Raw genomic sequence first — 2,108 nt, 5'->3', positions numbered from 1 at the left:
TCTGAAAAAACAACTTCAAGTAAGATGACAACTATAAAAGCTCCTAATGTGAGTCAGCTTACCAATAAATTTTGCCTTAATGCATATAGAAATGCTTTAGATACCACAATACTTCCCCATGAATTTAACAATTTGCCCGAATTTGTTCTTTGAACACGCGCCCGTATTTATCTCGCAATAATATAAAAATCATTATAAATCAGATACATTTTTAGTTATTAATCCCGATAGTAATCACAAAATAGGGTACTTACCATCTAGTTTCAGGGGTTTTGACTAGTAGTGAGGAACATAGGACAGCCATATGTTTAAGGGAGTTTTCGACCCAGATAAAAACGTAAAATAATAAGGATAATGGCATTAACGCGTAATAATTAAAGAGGGTCTAATTATAAATCAATGAATTAAATTGATTGGTTGACGCCAAGGATAACGCTCGACTTCTTATCAGCATCACCCTTCATGATATTCGCAATATTTACTTATATAAAGCAGCTCGGGCTTGTCCAACACTTCGAATAGGTGTCGGTTGCGCGACACATATTCTTATTTGGTTAACTGCGCTTTTCAGCTTTAGTTACACAAACAGAAAACAGCTCTTTCATTGGCACATAATTACAATGATAACCATGGATATTTGCGGCTACCCACTGCTCAGAAGTAATACCAGAAAAATTAATATTGTAACCACAATTGATTGCAATATGCTCAAACAACAAACGTTGGGCACGACCATTTCCTTCACGGAATGGATGTAAAACATTAATATCGCAATAATACTCAGCTAACTTAGTAAGAAATTCATCGTATGGTAGATCTACTAAATACTTATCTTTTTCTAACATTGAAAATAGATTATTTGCTTCTTTTTCAATCCTAGCTACATTACAGAAACGTGTATTTCCCTTTGAAATATCAATCGTTCTTAACTCGCCAGCCCATTCAAATAGATCGGAGAATAACATATGATGAATTGAACGCAGATAGCTGAAATCGTAAGGAGGCAATTGAAACTCTATATACATTGCAGCTAACGTTGTTAAATCACGCTCTGCAGCCTCTAATACCGCTTCATTGTTGATATTTAGCTTATTAACAAGAACCGTACTATTTTCGTAAGTATAAGGATCTTGTGTTGTGCCATATTTATCAGCCATTGAGCGCCTCTAACGAATTTACGTTTGAGTATTTGTTTAACAAAATTTGACGTTGTTGCTCTCTGTCGAGTGATAAATCGAAATTACTAGCAACATCATGCCCCTCTAAACGCATACTCTCTTTAAAGTTATCCATTTTAACTTGCTCGAAATAGGCATGCTTTTCTTCGTAAGAAGAAAGCATTGAATTACTTGGCATAACTAAATCAATATCATTAAGTTGAGACTGGATCGCTTTCCCTGATTCAAAAACACCCCAGCTATTAATAGAAAAACGGAAGGTTCGGCCCTGCCGCTCTCTTTGAATGTTTAAGCCTAAATTTTCAACTAATGAATTAACTACGGATTGTACTTTACGTTCAGAAATCCCAGTTGCAGCCACGATAGCTTGAGTATTTGGAGATTCTAATCGTGTCATTGCAGCTAAAACTAATAATTCGTATTTCATGCTTACCTCGCACATTTATGCGGAAATCATATTAGTTTACAACTCAAAGGGAATGATTACCATATTTGAAAGCTAAATGAACAAAGAAGCACATAACAACTTACTATATTAACAACTTGCCCGTATTCATCTCGCAATAATATAAAAATCATTATAAATCAAATACATTTTTAATTATCAATCCAGATAGTAATCACAAAATCGGGTACTTGCCATCTAGTTTCAGGGGTTTTGACTAGTAGTGAGGAACATAGAGAGGAACATAGGACAGCCATATCTTTATTTTAAAAACTCAACGCGCGGCAAGTAGATTCCCTATCGCCCTCGCGGCATTAAAACAGTCGTGTCCCATCTATGCCCGATTTGAAAAAATGATAGTCGTTGAACCATTAACACTTTTATGGCTGTCCTGTCTTTCATGGGTGTCCTATGTTTTTAATGCTGCCTGCATGTCATGCAATTGGCGGGGATTTTTCGACCCAGATAAAAACGTAAAATAATAG

General features: G+C 35.6%; 2 protein-coding genes. Both read right to left on the bottom strand.

Annotated features, from left to right (window positions below; translation table 11 throughout):
- Positions 1–554 precede the first annotated feature (554 nt).
- Positions 555–1,157, bottom strand: a complete 603-nt coding sequence (locus BTN98_RS14000; RefSeq protein WP_061000976.1) for a putative adenosine monophosphate-protein transferase Fic — start codon at positions 1,155–1,157, stop codon at positions 555–557.
- On the bottom strand, positions 1,150–1,605 hold the full coding sequence (locus BTN98_RS13995) for a YhfG family protein (RefSeq protein WP_012535201.1): 456 nt from the start codon (positions 1,603–1,605) through the stop codon (positions 1,150–1,152). Before BTN98_RS13995 ends, BTN98_RS14000 begins: the two co-directional genes overlap by 8 nt.
- Between the last annotated feature and the right edge of the window lie 503 nt (positions 1,606–2,108).

It is taken from the genome of Photobacterium aquimaris (genome assembly GCF_002954455.1).
GTDB classification, from domain to species: Bacteria; Pseudomonadota; Gammaproteobacteria; order Enterobacterales; family Vibrionaceae; genus Photobacterium; species Photobacterium aquimaris.
The sequence above is the reverse complement of the archived record's forward strand: the minus strand, read 5'-3'. Positions and strand labels throughout refer to the sequence as shown.

Bases quoted from the DNA above. Each gene is read 5' to 3' on its own strand.
- BTN98_RS14000 (WP_061000976.1), bottom strand. From the start codon at position 1,157: ATGGCTGATAAATATGGCACAACACAAGATCCTTATACTTACGAAAAT.
- BTN98_RS13995 (WP_012535201.1), bottom strand. From the start codon at position 1,605: ATGAAATACGAATTATTAGTTTTAGCTGCAATGACACGATTAGAATCT.